The organism is Stenotrophomonas veracruzanensis, from assembly GCF_032911525.1.
In the GTDB taxonomy this organism is placed as follows: domain Bacteria; phylum Pseudomonadota; class Gammaproteobacteria; order Xanthomonadales; family Xanthomonadaceae; genus Stenotrophomonas; species Stenotrophomonas africana.
The window spans coordinates 1-24094 of record NZ_JAWJTI010000041.1; the positions used below are offsets into that span (position 1 = coordinate 1).

Sequence of the window (24094 nt, forward strand, 5' to 3'; positions counted from 1 at the left end):
GAGCGCAACCTTGCCAAGGTTGAGGTCGCGAGTTCGAGTCTCGTTTCCCGCTCCATGTTCCGACAGGCCCCATCATGGGGTTTTGTCTTGTCAGGGATCCGTTCCTGACGCGCAGTACGTTGGCCTCATGGCAGAGTGGCTATGCACCGGATTGCAAATCCGTTTACAGCGGTTCGATTCCGCTTGAGGCCTCCAATTGAAAAGCCCTGACTCCGGTCAGGGCTTTTTCTTTTTCTGCTGCCTTGCATGCACGCCATATCAGGCGACCCCGCGCTAGGCTGGGCACCTGTGCATCAGCAACCTCACGGGTGTGTCGCATGCTTATCCGGCAACTCACCACTGACGACGCCGATATTCTCTGGCAGGCACGGTTGCAGGCGCTTCACGGGTCGCCCGCTGCGTTCCTGTCCACGCTGGCCGAGGCACAGAATGACTCGGCGGACGTGATGCGCGCCCAGCTTGCGGATCCTGGTACGCGCTACTTCGGCACGTTCGTTGACGGCATGTTGGTGGGTTTCCTGCGTTACGTGCGCCCGGTGCGGATGGCGCGACGGCATACGGCGGAAGTGCACAGTGTCCACGTGGATGCTGGCCATCGTGGCCAGGGTATCGCCCGCCAGCTTTTTCTCGCCGCGTTCGCGGCTGCACGCGCGGAAGGCATTGAATCGCTCACCCTCACGGTGCTGGCGGACAACGCTGCCGCGCGCGGGCTGTACGAATCGCTGGGCTTCAGTGCATTTGGCACGGAGCCACGGGCAGTCAAACGCGCGGGCTGCTACACGGATATCGTCTCGTACTCGATCATCCTGCAGTGACGGTGAAACATTGCCGCAGGCGCGGTCATGTTTCCGTGGCAGGATGGGCCTGGATACATGACTATTCCACGAAGACTAGGCAATGCACGTTCAGGTATCCCGCTGGCAAAGCGTAGCCCCGGATCACCGTCGGCAGGCGGTGGATTTGCTCCGCCAGGCGTTCCCGGACATGCAGGGCGACGGTTACGCTATTCCGGTGCCGGTCGCTCTGGTCCTGGCGATGGAATGCGATCACGTGGTCGCTCACCTTGCACTGTACGAACGCGACGTCTTGCTGGACGGCGAGCCGGAACGCATAGGCTTGATCGGCGGCGTGGTGGTGCATGCTGACGTTCGCAGGAAGGGCATCGCGTCACGCTTGATCGAAGCTGCGCACGCAGAGCTGCGCCAGCGCGGGATCGATTTCGTCGTGTTGTTCGCTCTGGATCATCGGCACTACGCCTCGGCCGGATATGCACCGATGCAGAACGCGACCTGCTTCATTGAAGACGGCCACGTGCGCCGTTTCGTCTATCGAGGCGGCATGGTGGCCGTGCTGGGTGAGCGCCGCTGGACCACGGCCGTGCTCGATCTGCAGGGCGAAACGGTCTAGGCCGCTAGGCAGAAGCGCCCGTGGGCGTCTCCGCGCGGAAGTTGCGCCCGACCGGTTGGCTTACGCCCAGGTAGTGGCGGAACAGGTATATCAGCGGTTTCCAGTGCGCAACGTCGATGTGCTGGGTGCCAGCTACGGTGATCGCTTCGTGGGCATGCACGCAACGGATGCGGCCTTCGACGATCACGAAGCCCTGGCCGTCATCCTCGCCGGGCGGGTGCATCGCCATCACGCTGACTTCCACCTGCAGCGGGCACTCGGCAATCGCCTCTGGCGTGACGTGGGTCGAGGCGACCGGACTAAAGCCTCCCAGCGCGAACTTGTCGCGGACGTGCACGTAGCCCATCGCCTGTTTGGCAGTGGGCACCGGGTCGCAGCCTGTCGCCCGCGCGATGGCCTCGACCTGTGCGGCCTGCGCGGACGACGGGAAGTTCAGTACACACTCGTTGCGCAACTGCAGGTTGCGATAGCCCTGGCCCTGCACGCCGAGGCCCAGCACCACCCGGTTGCCCAGGGCCCAGAACGAAGACAGCGGACTGATGTTGCTACTGCCGTCGTCGTTCAGCGTGGTCATCAGCAGCACCGGCGTGCCCGGGTACAGGACCGAAGGGGTGATGCGGCGGCGGGGGATCGGAGCGGTTTTCATGGCAGGCCTTGCGCTGTCGGGCTGGCCACTGTGCCTTGGCAGCGGGTGCCGATGCTTCGGCCTGCGTCGAACTGTCGGCCCGCAATGGCGTGCCACAATGCGGGCATGGTCCACACCTCCGGTTCCCTTGTCAGCGTCGGTGCCCTGGTCGGCGACCAGGCGCGCGCATCCATGCTGCTGCAGTTGATGGATGGGCGTGCCTATACCGCGATGGAGCTGGCCCGCGTGGCCGGGGTGACACCGCAGACGGCGAGCACGCATCTGCGCAGGCTGGTCGAGGGTGATCTGCTGGTCGCCGTCGCGCAGGGGCGACATCGCTACCACCGTCTGGCCTCGCACGAGGTTGCCGACATGCTGGAGGGCATCCTGCGCGTTGCCGACCGCACGCCGTCCTGCACCGCTGTGGCATCACGCAGCATGCCGGCGTTGCGCCAGGCGCGTTCCTGCTACCGGCATCTGGCCGGCGTGCATGCGGTGGCGATCACCGACCGCTTGTTGCATGCAGGACACCTGCTCCCGCGCGAGGCGCATTGGCAGGTAAGTCTGGAGGGGGCGGCGTTCCTGCGGGAGCTCGGCCAGCCGCTGGCTGAGCTGCTGCGGCTTCCAGTGACGGTCAAGCCTGCGCGTTATTGCCGAGGATGCCTGGATTGTACCGAGCGGCGCCCCCATCTGGCTGGCCTGGTCGGCGAGGCCATGCTGGACAGCTTCGTGAAGAACGATTGGCTTCGACGTGTTGAGGGCCGACGCGAACTGCGGCTGACACACCTGGGGCGCGAAGCATTATGGAAGCGGTTCAACCTGACAACATAAGTACCCACCAGTCTCATTCGCCCACGACATGGCAAGGCGCTATGGTCGAGTTCCAAGTCTTAGGGAGCTGCAATGGCGAGCAAGGACATGAACGATCGCGGCACGCTGGCGGTACGCCAGCAATGAACAAATCTTCTGTGGAAGTACGCTGGCTGACGTTCCGGCTGATGAACGGCCAATCGATCGGACCGGATCGACTGAAGGACGGATGGGTGATTGCTTCGGAAACCCGCCACTGCGGCGTGCGCCGTGAGTCCATCGAAGGTGCGGGGACGGTCTACGCGCTGTATGGTCCGGCCAACCTGGCCTCACCGCGGCGCGCGGAGATGCGCATGCGCGAATTCCTGATGAGCTCCGGCTACACCTTCACCATGGGCACGCTGGGCGGCTGACGCCGCCCTTTGGGGTTACGGGCGCAAGGTCAGCGCATGGGGAAGGCAGCAGATGCTGCGCGGGTTCCTGCATCGTAAGCGTTGGCAGCGTGGCGGACGCCCTACGGTACGCGATGGACTCAACGTTGCACTGTCTTCAAGGCGGCTATTACCTGCGCTCCGGAGAAGCCACAGTGTCCTTCGCCCACCGGCGGCAGTACGCGTGGTTGCGGGCGCGCGCCGGCTCGTGCAGCCATCTGCGGATACACCGCCTGCATGTGCGGCACGATGGTCGGGTCGTTGTGATTGAACTGGATCACCAGCGGTCGCTTCAGTGCGCCGGTGATTGCCAGCGAGTTGCGGACATGCGCCTGCGCCGCGGGAACAGCGCTGACACGCTGCACGCCGGCATTGAACGCGGTGTCATCGCCAAAGCCGCTGTAGACCACGCCGATGTTGCCCATCGGCATGCCGCCGCTCCGTGCAGCCAGTTCATGCAGGACCAGCGCGTGCAGGCTGATCGTGCCGGCCAGTGCATCAGCGGAGACCTGCAGCCGCCGCGCCAGCACTGCGGCGTGCGACGGGTCACGTTGCAGTGCATTGGCGATGCCCTGGTACAACTCGCCCTGCGGCAGCGCCGCCGCTTCGCGCGATAGCAGGCCGGTGGGCGGCAGCCCATCGGCCTTGGGGAAGAAGTAATCGAACGCGACCAGCGTGGTCAGCAGATCGGTCGCGATCTGTTCGCCACTGAGATTGGCGCCGCACAGCGATACACCGCCGGTGTAGTGCTGCGGGAAGCGTTCGAGGCTGCCGATGGTCACGGCACCGCCCATCGAGAATCCCAGCATCCAGGTGTGGCGGACATGCTTGAGTTCACCCACTGCCTGCTGGCGCAGGCGCTCCGTATCGGTGATCGCATCGGCCACCGCCCAGCCCTGGCTGGCATAGGCGCTCTGCGCGACGGCGTAACCTGCTGCCAGCAGTGGTGCGGTGCTGTCATTGGCCGCCATTGGGGCGGTGCGCGGCACGCCGACCGGTTCATAGCCATGGGCCAGCATTACCAGGTCGCCGTTCCAGTCGGCAGGCACATCCAGCCGCCACGGTGCGCCCTGCAGCTCGCCGCTGAGCGTGCGAGGTGCTGGCGGCGGTGCAGCCAGCGATGTCATCCAGGGCAGCAGGCAGAGGGCAAGTGCGCATCGAAACAAGGTTCGCATCGGGGTCATTCCATGCGGGAATGGCCCCGAGCATAGATCCCCGCACAACCTTGCGCGCGCTGCACTGCCGCAGGGCATTGCCGGTCGGCCGTGCTGCGCTCTACGCTGGCGGCATGGTCTTGCACAGCACCGCGTCGATTATCCGCATTCCCCACGGGAAGGCGGGGTAGCGCGCGGTCATCACGGCCAAGCAACCCGCCCGGGAAGGCGGGTTGCATACAGCGCTCTTCCGGGTAATGGAATCCACCAAGGAGAACGCAGATGCACAACCTTTCATCGAACGACCCTTCGCCGACCCTGCACCTGGTGTGCGGCAAGATCGGTGCTGGCAAATCCACCCTGTCGCAGCAGTTGGCGTTGAAGCCGCGCCACGTATTGATCAGCGAAGATGCATGGTTGGCGGCACTGTATCCGGGCGAGATCCATTCCATTGCCGACTATCTGCAGCGTGCGGCCACGTTGCGCAATGTGCTGGCCGATCATCTGCGCGCATTGCTGCAGGCGGGTGTTTCGGTGGTGCTCGATTTTCCATTCAATACGCCAGGCAGTCGCGCGTGGGCGCGTGAAGTGTTCTCGCCGGCTGGCGCTGCACATCAACTGCATTTCCTCGATGTTGCCGACGAAGTCTGCAAGGCGCGGCTGCGCGCGCGCAATGCACTTGGCGAGCATCCGTTCCAGGCCAGCGACGAGGAGTTCGAACGGATCACCCGCCACTTCGTTGCACCGGCCCCGGAAGAGGGTTTCGTGGTGAAGCGCTACACCGAGGCAGGCCCGGCATAGCGCGGTCGGTTCAGTCGGCGAAGGCCGGCTTGCCCTCGGTTGCGGTCTGCACCAGCGTCCTGCGGAAGGTCTCGACCAGCGGGCGCAGGTTGACGCGGTGCCAGGCCGCCCACAGCGGTGTGCGGTAGCTGAACCACGGCAGCTCGCGCAGCACCACGCCCTCTGGTGCCTGGTGGTCCAGGCTGCGCTGGAGGGTGGTCAGTCCCAGCCCCGCGGCGACCAGGCCGAGCGCGGCCAGCGGCTCGGTCGCCTCCATGGCGATGGTCGGGGTGAAACCGGCCTTCGCACAGGCGGCGATGAAGGTGTCATGGCGCAGCGCGCTTTCCTTGTGCATCACGCCGATCCACTGCTGGCTGGCCAGATCCTCGGGCGTGATGGTCTCAGCAGTGGCCAATGGGTGGCCGGCCGGCAGCGCCAGCAGCATCGGATCGTTCAGCACCTGCGTGGCCTCCAGGTCTGGATCGTCGAACGCCGGCGGTTCGCAGACCAGGGCGATGTCCAGGCTGCGTTGGCGCAAGCCTTCCAGCTGCACGTCCGACTGCTGGTTGTACAGCGCGATGTGTACGGCAGGACGGTCGCCGCGCAGTTCGCGCAGGGCGGTCGGCAATACGCCGGAGTGCATCGCGTACTCCAGATAGCCGATGCACAGGCCACCTTCATCGCCGCGGCCGAGCCGGCGTGCCAGCGATTCCAGCCGGTTGGCGTGGGTCAGCAGGGCGCGCGCCTCGGCCAGGAAGGTGCGGCCATCGGCGGTCAGCCGGATGCGCTGCTGCGAGCGTTCGAACAACTGCAGTTCCAGCCGTTCCTCCAGCTGGGCGATCTGCCGGCTGAGCGGGGACTGGGAGATGTGAAGGCGTTCGGCGGCGCGGCCAACGTGTTCATCTTCGGCGACGGCCACGAAATAGCGCAGTTGGCGGAGATCGAGCATAAGACCGTACGGGACTCAAGATGCAGGAATTATGTCTTGGACAGTCTTATCAGGCAAGCCTAGCCTGTGTCCCAACCTCAACAACCTCCCCAAGGGAGAACCCCATGAGCATCAACACACTGCTGGCTGGCAAGATCCTCGGCTTCGGTACCGCGCCGCTGGGCAACATGTTCCGTGACATCCCGGAAACCGAGGCCCAGGCCACGGTGGACGCGGCCTGGGAACAGGGCACCCGCTACTTCGATACCGCCCCGTTCTACGGCGCCGGCCTGGCCGAGATCCGGCTCGGAGAAGCGCTGGCCAAGCGCAACCGCGACGACTTCGTGCTCAGCACCAAGGTCGGCCGCCTGATCCTGGACGAAGTGGAAGACACCAGCGCCCGCGATCTTGGCGAGAAGGGCGGCCTGTTCGTCGCCGGCCGCCCCAACAAGCTGGTCAACGACTACTCGGCCGATGCCACCCTGCGCTCGATCGATGACAGCCTCAAGCGCCTGAAGACCGATCGTCTCGATATCGTCTGGGTGCACGACATCGCCCAGGACTTCTACGGCGATGAGTGGCTGTCGTACTTCGAGACCGCACGCCGCGGCGCCTTCAAGGTGCTGACCCGCCTGCGCGAGGAAGGCGTGATCAAGGCCTGGGGCCTGGGCGTCAACCGTGTCGAGCCGATCGAGCTGACCCTGGATCTGGACGAAGCACGTCCGGACGGCTTCCTGCTGGCCGGCCGCTACTCACTGCTCGACCACGAGCGTGCGCTGCAGCGGGTGATGCCGAAGGCGGCCGAACGCAACACCGGCATCGTGGTCGGCGGTCCGTACAGCTCCGGTGTGCTGGCCGGTGGCAGCCACTTCGAGTACCAGAAGGCGTCGCCGGAGATCCTGGCCAAGGTCGAGCGCATCAAGTCCATCGCGGCCGAGTACGGCATCAGCATCAAGGCGGCCGCCCTGCAGTTCTCGCTGGCCAACCCGGCAGTGGCTGCAGTGATTCCGGGCGCCAGCCGTCCCGAGCGCATCGCCGAAGACTACGCCGCACTGGAGGAAATCATCCCGGCCGGGTTCTGGCAGGAACTGCGCGCCCAGCGCCTGGTCGCGGCCAACGCCCCGCTGCCGATCGACAACATCTGAGTCACGAAGGAGACATTCCCATGGCAACTGCTTCTGTATCCATCACCGTGCCGACCCCGGCCGACCAGGTCTGGGACCTCATCGGCGGCTTCGATTCACTGCCCGACTGGCTTCCGTACATTCCCCAGAGCACGCTCAGCGATGGCGGTCGCGTGCGCCATCTGGCCAATCTCGACGGCGATGCCATCGTCGAGCGCCTGGAAGCCTTCGACCAGGCCGATCGCAGCTACACCTACTCGATCCTGCAGGCGCCGTTCCCGGTTACCGGCTATCGCTCCACGCTGCGTGTGGTCGAGCAGGGCGGCGGTTCGCGGATCGACTGGTCCGGTGAGTTCACTCCGATGGGCGTCAGCAACGAAGCAGCGTCCGCGCTGTTCGAGGGCATCTACCGCGATGGCCTGAAGGCATTGGAAACCACGCTGGCCGGGTGAATACCCGCGTGGCGTTGGCCGCATGCAGACGCCCCGGCCGGTCCGGGGCGTTTGCGTGTCAGTGTGCGGGCGTCGGCCCACCGCAGGCGACGCGATGCATGGGAAAGTCCATTGCCTGCTTCGGATTGTCCTGCGCGATCTCGATGCGTGCATGCGCGCGCTGGTCGTCGAGGCGCCGATAGTGGATACGCTGTGGGAAGTCGTTGGCGGGATTCTCGAACACGGCTTCATTGCCATCGACCCGGGTGGCGTTGAAGTCCGTGGCGTTCTGGCCGGAGGGCAGGGCGGTCAGCACCAGGCGGCCGTCGTCATGCTGGCGCAGCTGCATGAACTCGAAGCCCACGGTACGGCCGTCACGCAGGCTGCGGCTGCTGCCGAACAGGGTGTTTCCAGCCAGGCTGGACCATTGCTCGCCGGCTCCGGCCGGCTGGCCATCAAGCTGCCAGCAACCGGCCAGCCAGGCCAGGTGTTCGATCTTTGATGGTGAGGCGGACAGTGCGTGCGGGGCCGCGAGCAGCAGCGGCAACAGGGCCAGAGCGATGCGGAGCGACATCGGTGCCTCCATGCGTGGGAATGTGCGGCCTGTATAGCGCCCGGGCGATCACGCGGCCAGTGCCGTCCTTTCCAGTGTTGATTCCGATACGATCTGTCGCATTGAGCTTGTCTCGCTTGACCCGGAGTCCCGTCATGGTCGACCGCCTCGCCATCCTGCTTGAACGTTTTGCGGTCACCGCCTCGGTATTCCATGCGGGTGCGCTATGCGGCATCAACACGCTGGACGGCGAGGACGAGGCCGGCCAGCTGCATCTGGTGCGGCGAGGGCCGCTGCAGGTCAGCCACGGGCAACAGACCGTGCAGGTCCAAGTACCGAGTCTGCTGTTGTATCCGCGGCCGATGCCGCATCGCTTCAGTACCGACCCGCAGCAGGGCGCCGACATGGCCTGCGCCAACCTGCATTTCGAGGGCGGCCGGCTCAATCCGATCAGCGCTGCACTGCCTGATTTCATCTGCCTGCCGCTGGCCGATCTGTATGGCGGCAACGCGGCGCTGGAACTGCTGTTCGAAGAGGCGTTCGAGCAGCGCTGCGGGCGGGCGGCGATGGTCAACCGGCTGTTCGAGGTGGTGATGATCCAGGTGCTGCGCCAGCTGATGGAAGGCGGCGAGATGCGTGGCGGCCTGTTCGCCGGGCTGGGTCATCCGAGGTTGCGGCTGGCATTGGTGGCGATGCATGAAGCGCCCGCACGGTCCTGGACCCTGGAAGACCTGGCCGAGGTTGCCGGCATGTCACGCAGCGTGTTCGCCGCCAGCTTCCGCGAGGCGATGGGCACCACGCCGGGCCAGTACCTGCAGGGGTGGCGGGTCGGGCTCGCGCAGCAGGCCCTGCGACAGGGACGGCCGCTGAAGCGGATCGCCGATGATGTGGGCTATGGCAGCGAAGCGGCGCTGTCGCGTGCGTTCAAGTCGCACACCGGGCAATCGCCGCGGGAATGGCGCGGGCAGATACGGGTCAGCGCCGCCTGATCGGTCAGCCCAGCACCAGCCGGGCCAGCTTCATGCCACCGAACAGACCGGCCAGGCCCAGCGCCACCGAGCCACCGGCATACAGTGCGGCCAGCCCATGCTGGCCACGCTGCAGCAGCAGGCCGATCTCCAGCGCGTAGGTGGAAAACGTGGTGTAGCCGCCGAGGATGCCGGTGGCCAGCAACAGGCGCAGCTGCGGCGAGGCGCCATTGCGCATGGCGAAGACCTCGACCACCACGCCCATCAGCAGCGCACCGCTGATGTTGATCAGGAAGGTCGACCAGGGCCAGGGACTGCCGACCGCCACCCGCGCGCCGATCAGGTTGCAGGCGTGGCGCAGGCAGGCGCCGATGCCGCCGCCGACGAAGACCAGGAAATAATTGTTCAATGCTTGCATGGCGTGCCTCGAATGCGGGTTCGCAGGGTCAATGGCGAACGCCGAGGGCAGGCACGACCTGCCGTCGACGAACACCGGGTTCGTCCTGGCAGGAGCCATCAGCCTTCTCAGGCGGTTATCGGGGGAGCCCCATCCCCATCGCGGTCCATGCTACCAGCGGCGGTGCATTCACGTCATCGAGGTCGTCAGAACGCGAGCCACCTTGCTGCGGCTGAAGCCGTCCATCAGCAGTTCGAACGCGAGGAGATCCAGCGCCGCATGGCGGCGATGGTCGATCTCCAGCCCGTTCTCGGCCACCAGATGGCTGACCAGCTCGTAGGCGTCCTGCCAGACATCCAGATGGGCCTGGCTGGGGATGTAGGCGCTGCCAGGTTCGCCGACGCCGAGCCCGCTCACTCCGTACAGAAGTTCGCGCGCGTCCATCTTGGCCGCATCGGCGATACGGAACAGCTGTTCGGCCTTCACATGCGAAGCGCTCACATGGTCGTTGAGCCAGTTGCTGATGGTTGCCGTCGTTGATTTGGCGGCGCGGGCCAGAGCGGCCGGGCGTGGGTGCCCGGCTTTCTTCATGGCGATAGCGAGTCGTTGGCCGAGAGTATTCATCTATGCAAGCCAGCTTAACGCGTGGAATGCGAAGAAGCCTTGTCACAAGAATAAGGTTGGTTAACAGAAGGACCGACCGTGACCGAATTCTGGAGCAAACGGCAGGTGCGCACCCGGCTGGGATTCCGCACCGACGCCGAACTGGCCCGCTTCTTTGGCATCAGCCGTTCTGCAGTGTCGCAATGGCCGAGGGACTTTCCGATTCCGGCCCTGCGGCAGTACATCCTGCATCAGCGCTATCCGAACCTGTTCCCCACGACAGAGGCGTCGACGGGCGAATCCATCTGACTTGCGCCGCCTTTTGTCGCATCTAGCACGCTAAGCGTATTTTGCTAAGTATGCTTAGCAAAATAGGCAAAATCGATCGATCTGAAGGGCGCAATCGGTGCCATCTACTGGGGGAGTCGGTCCATGGTTCCCGCTACCTGTCGGCTTCACCCCATCCGGGGGAACCAGGTCCCCGTATGTAGTTTCGTGAACGATTAATAATTTCAATCACGAAAGTCGCTGCATGTAATTGACCTGTCGTGAAATCTATGACTAATTGGCATCAACCGGGTGTGAAGCCCGGGAGTCTTTCAGTAGCACGCAAGTGAGTCGGTAGACCGTCAACGATGCAGAACAAGTCCAACGGAGGTCGTATGGAATACGGCATGCATGGCTTGGCTGAACGGGTACGCCGCGAACTGGAAGCCAGTTATCACAAACACGGATGCGGTCCGGCGTTCTGGGATACCTACCAGCAGGTGCTGGACCGCCTGGTCCCGCAGGGGACCGAGCGTACCGAAGTCACCAACGAAATGGCGCTGATCATCGAGCAGTTGGGCATCGTGCGACGTGCGCAGCTGGTTCCGCCGCACGCCAGCGGGTCGCGTTGATTCAGAGCAGGCGCCAGAGGCCGCAGGCAAGCAGCGCCAACAGCATCGACAACAGGGCCAGGGTTCGTGGTCGCCACCAGCGCCGCGGTTGTCCGGCCATCGCCTGCGGACTGCAGTAACGCACCAGCCCCGGACCGAAGCCGGCCCGGTGCTGTTGTTGTGCGCAGGCCTCCAGGCAGGCGCCGCAGGCAAGGCAATCGGCCTGCGGCCCCTGGCGGATGTCCAGCTGCATTGGGCAGGCGCTGACACACGCAGCGCAATCGGTGCAGTCACCGAGACGATCGGCGCTGAAGGTCGGCGTCGGTCCGGCCAGCAGCGGATGCGCAGCGCGGAACACGTAGTCCTGCGCAGTTGTTGGATCGAGCAGGCCACGACCGCGACCGAGCACGCCGCCCAGACCGGACGGACGCGGTCCGCGTGGCTCGCCGCGGCGGGCGTCGTACAGCATGCGTGGCGTATGCGGATCGGTCAGCAATGGCTGCATGCGTGCGAACGGGCACAACGAACGGCAGACCTGCTCGCGCAGGAACCCGGCGTTTCCCCAGGTGGCAGCGGCGTAGAACAGCACCCAGAAGGTCTCCCAGCCGCTCCAGCCAGCGTTGGGCGCAGCGACCACCAGTTCGGCGATGGGGCTGAACAGACCGACGAAGGTGATCCCGGTCCATAGCGACAACAGCCCCCAAGCCAGCTGGGTGGCCGGGCGCGCAGCCGAGGCGGGAAGCCACCGGGACGCGGCACGGGCGATCCCGTCGAAGGCCCGGCGCCACAGGGTCTGGGGGCAGGCGTGGCCGCACCAGATGCGCCCGGCGACGTGGGTGAGCAGCGCAAGGCCCACCGCAATCGCCGCCAGCAGTCCGATCAGCACACCGACGTCGCTGGGCCACAACGTCCAGCCGAACAGGTCGAAGCGCCGGGCATTGATGTCCAGCAGCAACGCCTGGCGCCCGTCCCAGCGTAACCACGGCAGCGCGTAGAACAGGGCCAGCAGAACAGCGTGGAAGGTGCCGCGCCAATGCAAGGGGCGCGGTGTCGTTGTGCAGGGTGTGCTCATCCCAGCGGCAGCTCCTCGTCGTCGTCGCTCGGCATCGGTCGTTGCAGGTACCAGGTGACCGCGCTGGACAGCGCCGTTACCGTCCAGAACATGAAGAAGCCTGCGGTATAGCCCAGCTCACGGCTGATGGTGGTGTCCGGGAAGCTGATCGCCTGCAGGCGCAACGGATCGACGAAAGCGAAGAACACCACGCTGGCCGCGCCGGCTGCGATGAAGCTGGGCCAGAGGATGGCGCCCCAATGCTGTATCAGCCGCTGGCGGCGGTTGGAAAAAGGTCTGTTCATGCTGTCCCGGATCGAAAAGTGGGCGGCGCGTATACTCCGCCAAAGCTGGCGCAGCATCCGCAGGGCATGCTTCCTGCAAGCGTGCCAGCCTAGGTGCAGCGGACTGCACCGACATTGATCTGGATCAACGGCGCTGCCGCCTGGGTGCGGCACATTGCCGGCACGCTTTGGATACCCCGATGAACGCACTACCGCCGCCCGTCCCCCCCGTCGCCTCGCCCGAGCTGTGCACCGAGCAGGAAGTGACCCGCCTGGTCCACGATTTCTATGCCCGTGTGCGTGAGGAAGAGCGGCTGGGGCCGGTGTTCGAGGCGCACGTGCATGATTGGCCGGACCATCTGGCGCAGCTGGTCGACTTCTGGTCGGCGATGCTGCGCGGCACCCGGCGCTTCAAGGGTTCGCCGATGTCCAAGCACATGGCCATCGAGCTGGACAAAGACCTGTTCGACCGCTGGCTGGTGCTGTTCCGGATCACCACCGCCGAATGCAACAACCCGCCGATGCAGGAGCTGGCCAACGACGTGGCCGCGCGCATCGGTGACACCTTCTGGAAGCGCTACCAGATGCTGCGCTGGCCGCAGGTCGGCCTGCCGGTGCTGGGTATGCCCGCCAAGGATTGATCTGGGTCAAGGCGGCGCGGGCCGTCCGGCGCGATGCTGACGGCATGGACACGTTCTCTCCCGCCGCCGGTGGCCTGGCCTGGACCTTCGACCCCGACCTTCTGCGCCGGCACGACCGGCCGGGCCCGCGCTACACCTCGTACCCGACCGCACCGCATTTCCATGATGGCTTCGACGCGCCGGCACTGCGCCAGGCGATCGCCGACAGCAACCAGCTGGCCCGCGCGCTGTCGCTGTACGTGCATGTGCCGTTCTGCTCCAGCCCGTGCTTCTACTGCGGCTGCAACCGGGTGATCACCCGCGATCGCGGTCGTGGCCACAGCTACGTCTCGCGCGTGCTGGCCGAGGCCGATCTGCTGGCGCCGCAGTTCGAGGATGGTCGCGAGGTGATCCAGCTGCATCTGGGCGGTGGTACGCCGAACTTTCTTGATGCCGAGGCGATGACCACGCTGGTGGAAGGGCTGCGCCGGCGTTTCGATTTCAGCGATTCGCCACAGCGCGATTTCTCGATCGAACTCGATCCGCGCTTCATCGATACCCGCGACGTTGCCATGCTGGCGCGACTGGGCTTCAACCGGGCCAGCCTGGGCGTGCAGGATTTCGACCCGCAGGTGCAGGAATCGATCAACCGCTTACAGGGCGTGCAGCAGACGCTGGACATCCTGCGCGCCTGCCGCGACAGCGGCATGCGTTCAGTCAACGTCGACCTGATCTATGGCCTGCCGGGACAGAGCCTGGAAGGATTCGGCCGCACCCTCGAACGGGTGCTGGCGCTGCGCCCGGATCGCCTGGCGGTGTATGGCTATGCGCATCTGCCGCACCTGTTCCGCGCGCAGAAACAGATCGACGAAAGCCGTTTGCCTTCGCCCGAAGAAAAGCTGGCATTGCTGGGTCTGGCGGTGGAGAAGCTCTCTGCCGCAGGCTATCAGTACATCGGCATGGATCACTTTGCACTGCCGGAAGAGGATCTGTCGCGCGCACAGCGCGCCGGCCAGCTGCATCGCAACTTCATGGGCTATACCACCCACGCCGATACCGATCTGCTTGGCCTGGGCGTGAGTGCGATCAGCCACATCGGTGCCACCTACAGCCAGAATCCGCGCGACCTGCCGGCGTGGGAGGATGCGGTGGACCAGGGCCAGCTGCCGGTCTGGCGCGGCGTGGCGCTGAGTGCCGACGACCAGCTGCGCGCGGAACTGATCCAGCAGTTGATGTGCCAGGGCGAGGTGGATGGCGCCCTGTTGGGGCGGCGCCATGGCATCGATTTCGCGCAGTACTTCGCCGAGGACCTGCATTCGGTACAGCGGCTGCAGGAAGACGGACTGGCCGAGTACCGCGATGGCGTGGTGCGTGCCAGCGAACCTGGACGACCGTTGCTGCGGTTGCTGGCGATGTGCTTCGACCCGTATCTGCGTGCCGCGCACGAGCAACCGCGTTACTCGCGGGCGATCTGAGAGGGGTGCTGCGTGCGTATGGTGCCCGGAGCCGGAATCGAACCGGCATGGGGTTGCCCCCGGCGGATTTTAAGTCCGATGCGTCTACCAGTTTCGCCATCCGGGCCTGCAGCGCGGCGCCGATTGTAGCCCACCTGCGGTAGCGCAACCGGATTCCATCGCGGCGGCAGCGTGCTTAACTGTCGATCGCATTCATGTCATAGTCCCTGCCACCGTTCCCAGGGGGGGAGCCACCTGATGCCGCTGCACGCGATCGCCTATACCAGTGAGGCCCGCGCCGATCTGCAGGCAACCGATCTTGACCGCCTGCTGGCCGACGCCACGGCATTCAATCGTGTAGCCGGTGTCACCGGTGTCCTGATGTTCGACGGAGCACGCTTCCTCCAGCATCTGGAAGGCCCGGAGGACGGCATCGATTCGGTGTTCCAGCGCATCCTCAATGCGCGCAGCCACGGGCAGCTGAAAGTGCTGTGCCGTGCCCCCGTGGTGCAGCGCGTATTTCCGCGCTGGTCGATGGGCACGCGACGGATCGAGCCGGAGCTGCTGGCGCAGATTGCCGATGCCGCGTGGCCCGGCTTCCTGCTTGGCAGCGGTGGATTCGAGCGTCTGCTGCAGGCCTGGACCGGCGCCGACGGTGAACTGGAACCGGCCGCGGTGGCGTTGGGGTCCTGAGCCCGCCTTGGCGGCAGGGTGCCGGGGCCGGTAGGCTGTAGCCTTTCTGGCGCAGGTTTCCGGAGTGGTGCAGCAAATGAGTGTGTTGGCCGAAACCCTGCCAGCGTGTGTGCGATTGCATCCGTTGCACGGGATGTTCCGATGAGTGCGCCGGTAGCGGCGGCCAGCGCGCCCCGGTTTGCGGTGATCGGCCTGGGCTACGTCGGCCTGCCGTTGGCGGTGGCGTTTGGCCGGCAGTGGCCGACGTTGGGCTTCGATATCGATGCCGGTCGCATCGCCGAGCTGCGCAGCGGCCAGGACCACACGCTGGAATTGGAAGCCGACGAGCTGGCCAGTGCACAGCAGCTGCAGTACGGCAGCGATCCGGTCCTGCTCGATGCATGCAACGTCTACATCGTCACCGTGCCGACCCCGATCGATGCATACGAGCAGCCTGATCTGGAGCCCCTGCGTTCGGCGACACGGCTGATTGCCAGTCATCTTCGCGCCGGCGATCTGGTGATCTACGAGTCCACGGTGTACCCCGGTACCACCGAGGAAGTGTGCGTGCCGCTGCTGGAACAGGGTTCGGGCCTGCGCTTCAACGAAGACTTCTACTGCGGCTACAGCCCGGAACGGGTCAGTCCCGGCGACCGCCAGCGGCGCCTGGCCGACATCCGCAAGATCACTTCCGGCTCGACACCGGAAGTCGCTGCGGTGATTGATGGTCTCTACCAGCGCATCATCGCCGCCGGTACGTTCCCGGCGCCTTCGATGCGGGTGGCCGAAGCGGCCAAGGTGGTCGAGAACATCCAGCGCGACGTCAACATCGCGCTGGTCAACGAGCTGGCCCTGATCTTCGACAGGCTTGGCATCGATACCCAGGACGTGCTGGACGCCGCCGGCAGCAAGTGGAATTTCCTGCCGTTCCGGCCGGGGCTGGTCGGTGGTCACTGCATCGGCGTCGATCCGTACTATCTGCTGCACAAGTCCGAGAGCGTGGGCTATCACCCGGACCTGATCCACACCGCGCGACAGGTCAACAACCGCGTAGGCGAGCACGTGGCGGCGCGGGTGCTGGCGATGCTGGCCGAGCGTGGCCGTGTGCCAGCGGACGCACGCATCCTGGTGCTGGGCGTGACCTTCAAGGAGGACTGCCCGGACCTGCGTAACAGCCGCGCGCTGGAACTGGCGCAACGGCTGCGCGATGCCGGTGCGCAGGTGGAGGTCAGCGATCCGTGGGTCGGCCCGGCGGCATTGACCGGCGAGGGCTTGGACTGGCTGGCCGAGCCTGGGGCGGGGCGCTATGACGCGGTGGTGCTGGCAGTGGCCCATGCCCGCTTCAAGGCGATGGATGAAGGTGCAATCCGGGCGCTGCTGGCGCCAGGTGGCCTGGTCTACGACGTGAAGTCGGCCTGGCCGCGCAACGTGGTTGACGATCGTTTGTAAGCCTTGGCAGCGAGCGGCGCGGTAGACTCGGGGGCAGTTGCAACCGAGGAAAGCCATGCACCGGTATATCGTCTACCTGCTCGCCATCCTGATGTTCCCGATATGCCTGTGGCTGGCCACGATCTGGCCGGCCTGGTATTGGGGCGTCGGCCTGACTGCCGCGATGGTGGCGCTGGGGACCTGGGATCTGCTGCAGAAGCGCAGCACGCTGCGCCGCAACTATCCGGTGATGGCGCACTTCCGCTACGGGCTGGAATCGATCGGCCCGGAGATCCGCCAGTACTTCGTGCAGAGTGACCTGGAAGACGTGCCGTTCTCGCGCCAGCAGCGGGCACTGATCTACCAGCGCGCCAAGAATGAGATGGACACGGTGCCGTTCGGTACCCTGCGCAGCACCTATGCGGTGGACTACGAGTGGATCAACCATTCGCTGGCGCCAACCGCCATCGCCAAGCATGACTTCCGCGTGTTGATCGGCCCGAACTGTGCCAAGCCCTATTCGGCCAGCGTGTTCAACATCTCGGCGATGAGCTTCGGTTCACTGTCGGCCAACGCCATCCGTGCGCTGAACGAAGGCGCGCGCCAGGGCGGCTTCTACCACGACACCGGCGAGGGCTCGATTTCGCCCTACCACCGCGAGATGGGCGGTGACCTGGTGTGGGAGATCGGCTCGGGCTACTTCGGTTGCCGTGACGAGAAGGGCGGTTTCAGCGAGGAGCGCTTCGTTGCCAACGCCACCCATGACCAGGTCAAGATGATCGAGATCAAGCTGTCGCAGGGCGCCAAGCCGGGCCACGGTGGCGTGCTGCCGGCGCCGAAGGTGACGGCCGAGATCTCGGTGACGCGTGGCGTGCCGATGGGGGTGGACTGCGTGTCGCCATCGCGTCACTCGGCGTTCTCGACGCCGGTCGAGCTGCTGCAGTTCGTCGCCCGCCTGCGCGAGCTTTCTGGTGGCAAGCCGGTCGGTTTCAAGCTGGCCATCGGCCACCCGTGGGAGTGGTTCGGCATTGCCAAGGCGATGCAGGAAACCGGATTGCTGCCGGATTTCATCGTGGTCGACGGCGCCGAGGGCGGCACCGGTGCGGCACCGGCAGAGTTCGTCGACCATGTCGGCGTGCCGATGCACGAGGCGCTGCTGCTGGTGCATAACACCCTGGTCGGCCTCGACCTGCGCGACCGCATCCGCATCGGTGCGGCGGGCAAGATCACTAGCGCGTTCGATATCGCGCGGACCATCGCGCTGGGGGCCGACTGGTGCAATGCCGGACGAGGCTTCATGTTCGCGCTCGGCTGCATCCAATCACTGAGCTGTCACACCGACAAGTGCCCGACCGGCATCGCGACCCAGGATCCCGCGCGCTGGAAGCATCTGGATGCACCGGACAAGGCCACCCGTGTGTACAGCTACCACGAGCACACGCTGCATGCCTTGAAGGAACTGCTGTGTGCCGCGGGCCTGAACGATCCGGCGGAACTGGGGCCGGAACACATCCTGCGCCGTGTTTCGCCGGTGGAGATCCGTTCGCTGGCCTCGCTGTACCGCTACCTGGAACCGGGCGAGCTGCTGCACAAGGTGCCAGACCATGCGGTGTTCCATGCGTTCTGGGCCGATGCGCGCAGCGACTCGTTCCAGCCGCCGCCGAAGATCCAGGCGCTGCGCGCCAGCAAGTCGCGATAACGATTCTGTAGAGTCGAGCCATGCGCGACTGCCTTTCGATCGGGCATCGCGACGTCGGAACGAAGAACGGTCGAGCATGGCTCGACGCTACAAGGAGATGTCATGCAGTTCAGGACCGGCACCATGGACGACGTGGCCACGCTGTGGGTATTGCGTACGCGGTGCGTTCGCGAGACCTGCAGCAGTCATTACCCACCCGAGGTCATCGCGCCATGGTCGGCCTCGCCGCCACCGTTGCAGTACGCGCGGCTGTTGTCGCAGGGCGGTTGCGTGGTGGCCGAGGACCGCGAGGGTGCCCTGCTTGGTTTCGGGGTGTTCGATGTCGATGCCAATGAAGTCGATGCGTTGTTCGTTGATCCCGATCGTGGCGGCCAGGGCATCGGCCAGGCGCTGATGCAGCGGTTGCTGGCAATGGCCGATCCTGAGCGTGAGGTGGTGCTGTCGGCGTCGCTCAATGCCGTGCCGTTCTATCAACGGCAGGGCTTCGTCAGCGTGCGCGAAGAGGCCTACCCACATCCCAGCGGCGTGGCGCTGGCCTCGGTGAGCATGCGCCGGCCGTGGTGATGTAGCTCGACGCTACAAGGCAGGCGTCACCGCTCCGCCAGCCACCCGATCACGCCTTCCGCAGCACGCAGGCCACTGGCGTAGCACGCGGTCAGCAGGTAGCCACCCGTCGGTGCCTCCCAGTCCAGCATCTCGCCGGCACAGAACACGCCGGGCACTGCCCGCAGCATCAGGCCATCATCCAGCGCATCCAGGCGTACGCCACCGGCGGTGCTGATCACCTCGGCCATCGGCCGGGGACGCAGCAGCCGTAGCGGCAGGCGCTTGAGCGTAGCCGCCACGGCAGGCAGGTCGTTGCCCGCTTCTTTACCCAGAATCTCGAACACCAGTGCGGCCTTCACTGCATCCAGGCCGGCCTGGCGGCGCAGGTGCTCGCCGAAGCTGCGGCCCTTGCGCGGGCGTGACAGATCGGCCAACAGGCGCGCCTCGTCGCGGCCCGGCACCAGGTCCAGCCACAGCATCGCGTGGCCATCGCGGTTGATGGTCTCGCGCAGGTCCGCTGCCAACGCATAGATCAGGCTGCCTTCGACGCCGTACTCGCTGGCCACGCATTCGCCCTGCAGCGACTGTGGCTGTCCGGCCAGATCGATCCAGTGTGCGACCACCGGCTTCAACGGTGCGCCGGCATTGCGCTGGGCGAAGAACGGGGTCCAGCCCACGTCGAAACCGCAATTGGCCGACTGCAGCGGTGAGATGCCCACGCCACGGGCCAGCAGTGGCGGGACCCAGGCGCCGTCGCTGCCCAGCTGCGGCCAGCTGCCGCCGCCCATCGCCAGTAGCGTGGCATCGGCATGTACTTCAACGGCACCGTCTTCGGTTTCAAATCGCAGGGCGCCGTCGTTGCCCCAGCCGATCCAGCGGTGGTTGGCATGCAGGCGCACCCCCTGTTCTTTCAGGCGGCGCACCCAGCCGCGCAGCAGCGGCGCAGCCTTGCGGTCGACCGGGAACACGCGGCCGGAGCTGCCGACATAGGTCTCCACGCCAAAGCCGGCAGCCCAGTCGCGCAGCGCCTGCGCGTCGAAGCCATCCAGCCAGCTGCCGATGGCAGAGGCCTGCTCGCGGTAACGGCTGTCGAACAGCGGCCGCGGATCGGAATGGGTGAGATTGAGACCGCCCTTGCCGGCGATCAGGAACTTGCGGCCGGGCGAACCCTTGGCCTCGTACAGGTCCACGTCCAGCCCAGCGGCGCGCAGGCGCTCGGCGGCGAACAGGCCGGCCGGGCCGCCGCCGATGACGGCGACCCGATGGGGCGTTGCGGTATTACGGTTTGACATCGAGCAGCTCGACATCGAACACCAGCGACGAGCCGGCCGGGATCTGGCCAACCCGGCGGTCGCCGTAGCCGTAGTCCGGCGGGATCATCAGCGTGCGCTTGCCGCCGACCTTCATGCCGGCCACGCCTTCATCCCAGCCGCGGATGACCTGGCCGGCGCCGAGCGTGAAGGTGAACGGTTCGCCACGGCTGACCGAGCTGTCGAAGGTCTTGCCGTGCTTGGTTTCGGTGCGGTTGTCGTAGATCCAGCCGGTGTAGTGCACGGTGACCTTGTTGCCGGCAACGGCTTCGGCGCCGGTACCGGGCACGGTGTCGATGCGTTCGAAGGTGGTCAGGGTGCCGCCGGGTGGTGGGCCGGACGGTTCGGTCGAGCAGCCAGCGGCGGCGAGGGACAGCAGCAGGGGAAGCAGCAGGCGGCGCATCGGGCGTCTCCGTTAAGGCGCAGGGCGAGGGCGGCAAGGGTAGCGCATTGACGCCGGGTATCATGGGGCATGGCAAAACTCCTGCTCAATCTGCGCAATGTCGGCGACGACGAATATGCCGATGTCTGCACGCTGCTCGACCAGCACGGCATCGCCTGGTATCGCACCGAACCCAGCCCCTGGGGCATTTCCAATGGCGGCCTCTGGCTGCGCGAGGACGCCGATCATCCGCGTGCGAAGGCGCTGATGGCGGAATACCAGGCCGAACGCGGGCCGCGCATCCGTGCCGAGCGTGAGGAGGCGTTGCGCGAGGGCACAGCGGAGACGTTCGGCAGCCTGTTCCGGCGGCGGCCGCTGTTCGTGGTGCTGGTGCTGCTGGCGATGGCCGCTGCGGCGGCGCTGGTACTGCTGCCGTTCGTGCTGTTGCGGGGGTAAAGGGGGCTTCTGGCCGGGTTGCACCCGGCACCCGCAGACGCAACGGCAACGTCAAAAGCCGGGCTTCAGTGGGAGGGTGGGGGGGGGGGGGGGGGGGGGGGGGGGGGGGGGGTGTGGGCAGGCGGGGGACGGCAAAAGCTGCTCCTGCGTGCCTCGTAGAGCGCCATCCATGGCGCTCTGCGCCCCCGCCTGCCCACACCGCCCCACCCCTGACAGATTCCGGGTGTCTGCCGGGCTTGGGGTCGGATCCCTCTGCTGCGCAGAGGGCACTGCCCCCTGAATCTGCCTGTGCGGGCGGGAGGCGCTAAAATGGCGGGATGATCGCCAATACCGCCGCCTATCATTTCGCCGTCATCGACGCTCCCCAGGCCCTGTGCGACCAGCTGCTGGCGTGTGCCGCGGCGGCGCAGCTGCGCGGCACGATCCTGGTGGCGGGCGAGGGGCTGAACCTGTTCCTGGCCGGTGCGCCGGAGGCGGTCGAGGGTTTCTACGCGGCTTTGCGTTCTGACGCGCGGTTTGCCGATATGCGGGTCAAGACCAGCCTCAGTCAGCATCAACCGTTCGCGCGGCTGAAGGCCAAGGTGAAGGACGAGATCATCAGCTTCCGCCGCGATGACGGCCAGCCGTTGGAGTACCCGCGCGCGCCGGCGGTCGATCCGGCCACGGTGCAGCGGTGGCTGCGACAGGGGCATGACGACGCCGGCAAGCCGGTGGTGATGCTCGATACGCGCAATCTGCAGGAAGTGGAGTACGGCACCTTCAAGGATGCGCTGGTGCTGCCCATCCACAAGTTCACCGACCTGCCCGAGGCGTTGGCACCGCACCGCGAAGCGCTGAAGGACAGCACCGTGGTCAGTTTCTGCACCGGCGGCATCCGCTGCGAGAAGGCTGCGCTGTGGATGGTCAACGACGGCATGGACAACGTGCTGCAGCTGGACGGTGGCATCCTCGGCTACTTCGAGGAGGTGGGCGGCGAGGGCTACGAAGGCCGCTGCTTCGTGTTCGATGAGCGCGTGGCGCTGGACGCCGAGCTGAAGCCGATGGTCGACCAGCCGCTGGCCGAGCCGCGCCCCAGCGCGTTCTGACCGGGACGTCGGTTGACCGGTATGCAGGTTGACCGGGACGCAGGTTGACGGAAATGCGGGCCGGCGGGGACGACGGTTGACGGGGCGCCGGTAGAGTCGACTGTTAGTCGACTATCGCGCGCAGCGCGGGGGTTTCAGTCTCCCGCCGAGAGCAGTTCAGGAGCAGTCCAGCCGCCGTCCAAAAGCAGTCGAACTAACAGTCGACTCTACCGCCGTCCGCCGTCCGCCGTCCGCCGTCCGCCGTCCGTGGCCCGTAATCCGTCGACCCTGTTCTCCTGAATCCATCCCACGGGAATCAGCATCCCGCCACCGTCACTGGCCGCGGCGCCTGGCCGACCCCATGCATGGGGGATCCTGTGACGGAAAAACGCCTGATGATCCCGTTGTCGATCCTTGACCTGGCCCCGGTCTGCGAGGGCAGTGACACCACCGCCGCCTTCGCCAACATGCTGGAACTGGCCCAGCACGCCGATGCGCTGGGCTACCGCCGCTACTGGCTGGCCGAACACCACAACATGCCCGGCATCGCCAGCGCGGCCACGGCCGTGCTGATAGGCCACGTGGCGGGCGGCACCCAGCGCATCCGCGTCGGTGCCGGCGGCATCATGCTGCCCAACCATGCGCCGCTGCAGGTGGCCGAGCAGTTCGGCACGCTGGCCTCGCTGTATCCGGACCGCATCGACCTCGGCCTGGGCCGTGCGCCGGGCACCGATCAGCCCACCGCGCGCGCATTGCGCCGCTACTTCGACAGCGCCGACCAGTTCCCGCAGGACGTGCGCGAGCTGCTGCACTATTTCGAGCCGGTGCAGCCCGGGCAGGCGGTGCAGGCAGTTCCGGGTGGTGGCCTGCGGGTGCCGACCTGGATCCTCGGTTCCAGCCTGTTCGGTGCGCGCATGGCGGCCTCGATGGGCCTGCCGTATGCGTTCGCCTCGCACTTCGCGCCCGATGTGATGGACGAAGCCCTGGCGGTATACCGCCGCGAGTTCCGCCCCTCGGCCACGCTGAAGCAGCCGCACGCGATGCTGGCCCTGAACGTTGTCGCCAGCGACAGCGAGGCCGAATCGCGCCGTCTGTTCACCAGCCAGCAGCAGAGTTTCGTGAACCTGCGTCGCGGCCGACCGGGCAAGATTCCGGCACCCATCGACGACATCGAGTCCTTCTGGGAGCCGCACGAAAAACTGGGCGTGGAGCGGGCACTGGCCTGCACCGTGCTGGGCGATCCGCAGCAGGTGGCGGATGGCATCGCCGCGTTCGTCGAGCGGCACAAGCCGGACGAGCTGATGCTCACCGCCAACCTGTACGACCACCGCGCGCGCCTGCGCTCGTTCGAGCTGGCGATGCAGGCCTGGCACGCCCGCCACGCGGGCTGAACAATTGCGTCACGGCCCATTGCGGCCGAACCGCGTCTGATGGGGGCTCACACCAATGGAGCCCCCACATGGCCGACACCCGCGCCGAACACATCGCCCAACTGGCAGAACTGATCAAGGACGTAGAGGTGGCGATGTTCACTACGACCGGCGTCGACGGACGGCTCTACAGCCGGCCCCTGGCCACCCAGCAGGTCACCTTTGACGGTGACCTCTGGTTCGTCATCACTGCCGACAGCCCGAAGGTGGCCGAGATCGCGCTCGACCCGCGCGTCAACGTGGCCTATGCGTCGCCATCGAAGAATACCTATGTGTCTGTGGCGGGGCGCGCGCGGGTTGTCGATGATCGCGCGAAGATCGAGGCGCTGTGGTCGCCGGCGATGAAGCTGTTCTTCCCGGGCGGCAAGGACGACCCGAACCTGCGCCTGATCCATGTACGCGCCGACAGCGCCGAATACTGGGATGGGCCGGGTACGCTGCTGGGCAAGGCGCTGACGTTCGTGCTGTCGGCGGTGCAGGATGAACCGGCGGCGTTGGCCGACAACGGGTTCATCGACCTACGGTGATGGCCGAGGTCCGGTATTGGTAGTGCCGGCCGCTGGCCGGCAACACTGGAAACGTGGCAGCCGGCCAGATGCCGGCTCCAGC

Annotated in this window: 30 protein-coding genes, 2 tRNA genes and 1 riboswitch; of the genes, 21 read left to right on the forward strand and 11 right to left on the reverse strand. The window is 66.1% G+C overall.

Features of this window, described 5'->3' with window-relative positions; all coding sequences use genetic code 11:
- Positions 1 to 121: 121 nt before the first annotated feature.
- The 3 genes from R1H25_RS17885 (at position 122) to R1H25_RS17895 (ending at position 1407) form a co-directional block, all read left to right on the forward strand.
- Positions 122 to 195, forward strand: a tRNA-Cys gene (locus tag R1H25_RS17885).
- A gap of 122 nt (positions 196 to 317) precedes the next feature.
- On the forward strand, positions 318 to 815 hold the full coding sequence (locus R1H25_RS17890) for a GNAT family N-acetyltransferase (RefSeq protein ID WP_317224248.1): 498 nt from the start codon (positions 318 to 320) through the stop codon (positions 813 to 815).
- An 82-nt stretch (positions 816 to 897) separates the two neighbouring features.
- Positions 898 to 1407, forward strand: coding sequence for a GNAT family N-acetyltransferase (locus tag R1H25_RS17895; protein ID WP_317224249.1), 510 nt, complete (start codon positions 898 to 900; stop codon positions 1405 to 1407).
- A 4-nt stretch (positions 1408 to 1411) separates the two neighbouring features.
- Here R1H25_RS17895 and R1H25_RS17900 read toward each other — a convergent pair whose 3' ends face one another.
- Positions 1412 to 2053, reverse strand: a complete 642-nt coding sequence (locus R1H25_RS17900; protein WP_049447517.1) for a flavin reductase family protein — start codon at positions 2051 to 2053, stop codon at positions 1412 to 1414.
- Positions 2054 to 2158: 105 nt separating this feature from the next.
- Here R1H25_RS17900 and R1H25_RS17905 point away from each other — a divergent pair, with 105 nt between their 5' ends.
- On the forward strand, positions 2159 to 2863 hold the full coding sequence (locus tag R1H25_RS17905; RefSeq protein WP_317224263.1) for a winged helix-turn-helix domain-containing protein: 705 nt from the start codon (positions 2159 to 2161) through the stop codon (positions 2861 to 2863).
- A 122-nt stretch (positions 2864 to 2985) separates the two neighbouring features.
- On the forward strand, positions 2986 to 3255 hold the full coding sequence (locus R1H25_RS17910; protein WP_049447515.1) for a hypothetical protein: 270 nt from the start codon (positions 2986 to 2988) through the stop codon (positions 3253 to 3255).
- Between the two features lie 119 nt (positions 3256 to 3374).
- On the opposite strand, the gene R1H25_RS17915 is transcribed toward R1H25_RS17910, so the two are convergent.
- On the reverse strand, positions 3375 to 4448 hold the full coding sequence (locus tag R1H25_RS17915; protein WP_317224250.1) for a hypothetical protein: 1074 nt from the start codon (positions 4446 to 4448) through the stop codon (positions 3375 to 3377).
- 261 nt (positions 4449 to 4709) lie between these two features.
- Here R1H25_RS17915 and R1H25_RS17920 point away from each other — a divergent pair, with 261 nt between their 5' ends.
- Complete coding sequence (locus tag R1H25_RS17920; RefSeq protein WP_317224251.1) at positions 4710 to 5228, forward strand: ATP-binding protein; 519 nt, start codon at positions 4710 to 4712, stop codon at positions 5226 to 5228.
- Between the two features lie 10 nt (positions 5229 to 5238).
- On the opposite strand, the gene R1H25_RS17925 is transcribed toward R1H25_RS17920, so the two are convergent.
- Positions 5239 to 6156, reverse strand: coding sequence for a LysR family transcriptional regulator (locus R1H25_RS17925; RefSeq protein ID WP_317224252.1), 918 nt, complete (start codon positions 6154 to 6156; stop codon positions 5239 to 5241).
- Positions 6157 to 6260: 104 nt separating this feature from the next.
- On the opposite strand from R1H25_RS17925, the gene R1H25_RS17930 reads away from it, so the two are divergent.
- Together R1H25_RS17930 and R1H25_RS17935 are read left to right on the forward strand one after the other, a co-directional pair.
- A complete protein-coding gene (locus R1H25_RS17930; protein ID WP_317224253.1) occupies positions 6261 to 7280 on the forward strand; it encodes an aldo/keto reductase in 1020 nt (339 codons plus the stop codon).
- Between the two features lie 20 nt (positions 7281 to 7300).
- Positions 7301 to 7711: an SRPBCC family protein gene (locus R1H25_RS17935; RefSeq protein WP_317224254.1), complete on the forward strand. Its 411-nt coding sequence runs from the start codon at positions 7301 to 7303 to the stop codon at positions 7709 to 7711.
- A gap of 58 nt (positions 7712 to 7769) precedes the next feature.
- Here the strand turns inward: R1H25_RS17935 and R1H25_RS17940 are convergent, their stop codons facing one another.
- Positions 7770 to 8264 carry a DUF6265 family protein gene (locus R1H25_RS17940; RefSeq protein WP_049447510.1) on the reverse strand — a complete coding sequence of 165 codons (495 nt, stop codon included), beginning with the start codon at positions 8262 to 8264 and terminating at the stop codon, positions 7770 to 7772.
- A gap of 134 nt (positions 8265 to 8398) precedes the next feature.
- On the opposite strand from R1H25_RS17940, the gene R1H25_RS17945 reads away from it, so the two are divergent.
- A complete protein-coding gene (locus R1H25_RS17945) occupies positions 8399 to 9232 on the forward strand; it encodes an AraC family transcriptional regulator (protein ID WP_317224255.1) in 834 nt (277 codons plus the stop codon).
- 4 nt (positions 9233 to 9236) lie between these two features.
- On the opposite strand, the gene crcB is transcribed toward R1H25_RS17945, so the two are convergent.
- Together crcB and R1H25_RS17955 are read right to left on the reverse strand one after the other, a co-directional pair.
- Positions 9237 to 9629, reverse strand: a complete 393-nt coding sequence (crcB, locus tag R1H25_RS17950; RefSeq protein WP_005412844.1) for a fluoride efflux transporter CrcB — start codon at positions 9627 to 9629, stop codon at positions 9237 to 9239.
- An 82-nt stretch (positions 9630 to 9711) separates the two neighbouring features.
- Positions 9712 to 9775, reverse strand: a riboswitch (Fluoride riboswitch).
- A gap of 22 nt (positions 9776 to 9797) precedes the next feature.
- Positions 9798 to 10199 (reverse strand): XRE family transcriptional regulator, encoded by a 402-nt coding sequence (locus tag R1H25_RS17955; RefSeq protein ID WP_049447507.1) that lies wholly within the window; start codon positions 10197 to 10199, stop codon positions 9798 to 9800.
- 111 nt (positions 10200 to 10310) lie between these two features.
- Here R1H25_RS17955 and R1H25_RS17960 point away from each other — a divergent pair, with 111 nt between their 5' ends.
- Positions 10311 to 10520, forward strand: a complete 210-nt coding sequence (locus R1H25_RS17960) for a hypothetical protein (RefSeq protein ID WP_049447506.1) — start codon at positions 10311 to 10313, stop codon at positions 10518 to 10520.
- Between the two features lie 353 nt (positions 10521 to 10873).
- Positions 10874 to 11110 (forward strand): hypothetical protein, encoded by a 237-nt coding sequence (locus tag R1H25_RS17965; RefSeq protein ID WP_032128931.1) that lies wholly within the window; start codon positions 10874 to 10876, stop codon positions 11108 to 11110.
- Position 11111: 1 nt separating this feature from the next.
- On the opposite strand, the gene R1H25_RS17970 is transcribed toward R1H25_RS17965, so the two are convergent.
- The gene (locus R1H25_RS17970; RefSeq protein ID WP_317224256.1) at positions 11112 to 12161 is read right to left on the reverse strand and encodes a 4Fe-4S dicluster domain-containing protein; all 1050 of its coding nucleotides are present in this window, start codon (positions 12159 to 12161) and stop codon (positions 11112 to 11114) included.
- Entirely contained in the window at positions 12158 to 12445 is a 288-nt protein-coding gene (locus R1H25_RS17975) for a hypothetical protein (RefSeq protein WP_049447519.1), read from the reverse strand. Before R1H25_RS17975 ends, R1H25_RS17970 begins: the two co-directional genes overlap by 4 nt.
- A 179-nt stretch (positions 12446 to 12624) precedes the next feature.
- Here R1H25_RS17975 and R1H25_RS17980 point away from each other — a divergent pair, with 179 nt between their 5' ends.
- Both R1H25_RS17980 and hemN read left to right on the forward strand, forming a co-directional pair.
- On the forward strand, positions 12625 to 13065 hold the full coding sequence (locus R1H25_RS17980; protein ID WP_049447504.1) for a group III truncated hemoglobin: 441 nt from the start codon (positions 12625 to 12627) through the stop codon (positions 13063 to 13065).
- Positions 13066 to 13109: 44 nt separating this feature from the next.
- Entirely contained in the window at positions 13110 to 14519 is a 1410-nt protein-coding gene (gene hemN, locus R1H25_RS17985; RefSeq protein ID WP_049447503.1) for an oxygen-independent coproporphyrinogen III oxidase, read from the forward strand.
- Between the two features lie 19 nt (positions 14520 to 14538).
- Here hemN and R1H25_RS17990 read toward each other — a convergent pair.
- Positions 14539 to 14625: transfer RNA gene (locus R1H25_RS17990), tRNA-Leu, on the reverse strand.
- A gap of 131 nt (positions 14626 to 14756) precedes the next feature.
- On the opposite strand from R1H25_RS17990, the gene R1H25_RS17995 reads away from it, so the two are divergent.
- The 4 genes from R1H25_RS17995 to R1H25_RS18010 all read left to right on the forward strand — a co-directional run bounded on the left by R1H25_RS17995 (position 14757) and on the right by R1H25_RS18010 (position 18861).
- Positions 14757 to 15191 carry a BLUF domain-containing protein gene (locus R1H25_RS17995; protein ID WP_317224257.1) on the forward strand — a complete coding sequence of 145 codons (435 nt, stop codon included), beginning with the start codon at positions 14757 to 14759 and terminating at the stop codon, positions 15189 to 15191.
- Positions 15192 to 15332: 141 nt separating this feature from the next.
- Positions 15333 to 16619: a nucleotide sugar dehydrogenase gene (locus R1H25_RS18000; protein WP_049447501.1), complete on the forward strand. Its 1287-nt coding sequence runs from the start codon at positions 15333 to 15335 to the stop codon at positions 16617 to 16619.
- Between the two features lie 55 nt (positions 16620 to 16674).
- Complete coding sequence (locus R1H25_RS18005) at positions 16675 to 18297, forward strand: FMN-binding glutamate synthase family protein (protein WP_043402155.1); 1623 nt, start codon at positions 16675 to 16677, stop codon at positions 18295 to 18297.
- Between the two features lie 102 nt (positions 18298 to 18399).
- Positions 18400 to 18861, forward strand: a complete 462-nt coding sequence (locus R1H25_RS18010; protein ID WP_317224258.1) for a GNAT family N-acetyltransferase — start codon at positions 18400 to 18402, stop codon at positions 18859 to 18861.
- A 26-nt stretch (positions 18862 to 18887) separates the two neighbouring features.
- On the opposite strand, the gene R1H25_RS18015 is transcribed toward R1H25_RS18010, so the two are convergent.
- Both R1H25_RS18015 and R1H25_RS18020 read right to left on the reverse strand, forming a co-directional pair.
- The gene (locus R1H25_RS18015; RefSeq protein ID WP_317224259.1) at positions 18888 to 20135 is read right to left on the reverse strand and encodes a TIGR03862 family flavoprotein; all 1248 of its coding nucleotides are present in this window, start codon (positions 20133 to 20135) and stop codon (positions 18888 to 18890) included.
- Positions 20122 to 20556, reverse strand: a complete 435-nt coding sequence (locus tag R1H25_RS18020; protein ID WP_208043599.1) for an FKBP-type peptidyl-prolyl cis-trans isomerase — start codon at positions 20554 to 20556, stop codon at positions 20122 to 20124. The genes R1H25_RS18015 and R1H25_RS18020 overlap by 14 nt, the downstream gene beginning before the upstream one ends.
- Positions 20557 to 20625: 69 nt before the next feature.
- Between R1H25_RS18020 and R1H25_RS18025 the strand changes: the two genes are divergently transcribed.
- The 4 genes from R1H25_RS18025 to R1H25_RS18040 all read left to right on the forward strand — a co-directional run bounded on the left by R1H25_RS18025 (position 20626) and on the right by R1H25_RS18040 (position 24012).
- Positions 20626 to 20991, forward strand: coding sequence for a DUF6164 family protein (locus R1H25_RS18025; RefSeq protein ID WP_208043598.1), 366 nt, complete (start codon positions 20626 to 20628; stop codon positions 20989 to 20991).
- Positions 20992 to 21308: 317 nt separating this feature from the next.
- On the forward strand, positions 21309 to 22076 hold the full coding sequence (locus R1H25_RS18030; protein ID WP_317224260.1) for a sulfurtransferase: 768 nt from the start codon (positions 21309 to 21311) through the stop codon (positions 22074 to 22076).
- 374 nt (positions 22077 to 22450) lie between these two features.
- Positions 22451 to 23446 (forward strand): LLM class flavin-dependent oxidoreductase, encoded by a 996-nt coding sequence (locus tag R1H25_RS18035; protein WP_049448159.1) that lies wholly within the window; start codon positions 22451 to 22453, stop codon positions 23444 to 23446.
- Positions 23447 to 23514: 68 nt separating this feature from the next.
- Entirely contained in the window at positions 23515 to 24012 is a 498-nt protein-coding gene (locus tag R1H25_RS18040; protein WP_049448161.1) for a pyridoxamine 5'-phosphate oxidase family protein, read from the forward strand.
- Positions 24013 to 24094 lie beyond the last annotated feature (82 nt).